This is a genomic window from Mesorhizobium sp. M4B.F.Ca.ET.089.01.1.1 (assembly GCF_004022605.1).
Taxonomy (GTDB): Bacteria; Pseudomonadota; Alphaproteobacteria; order Rhizobiales; family Rhizobiaceae; genus Mesorhizobium; species Mesorhizobium abyssinicae.
On the sequence record NZ_RZOS01001585.1, the window covers coordinates 1 to 387 of the forward strand.

A 387-nucleotide genomic window follows, 5' to 3' on the forward strand; every position below is an offset into this window, starting at 1 on the left:
TCTTGGCGGCGTTCATGTTGACGGTGACGACCGGGATGCCGCGGCGCGCGCCCGCCGGCAGCACGAAGCTGTCGCCGGTGAAGCGGGCGGAAGGCGCGCGATCCTGGACATAGATCGACAGCACCACAGGCGCGCTGGTCACCTCGCCGATAGCGGCCGGCAGGCCGGCGCGGAAGGTCACCTCATAGTGCTGGCCATGCTCCAGCCCTTCGACGCAGATCTGCTTGTCCTTGGCTTCAACGCCCTTGGGCGCGGCGTTGTCGACGGTGACGAACTGCGAATAGTCGACACCGGTCTTGACCAGATCCTCGGAGAATTGCGCGCAGATGCGCGGCGCGCTGGTGTCGGCATCGACGGTGTGATCGATGACGCGGAAGCCCTTGCGGG

1 protein-coding gene is annotated in these 387 nt (G+C 66.7%); it reads right to left on the reverse strand.

Translation table 11 applies throughout. The annotated features are described in order from the left end of the window. Positions 1 to 387: hypothetical protein (locus EN780_RS38390; protein WP_133373052.1), on the reverse strand; the 387-nt coding region annotated here is incomplete at both ends.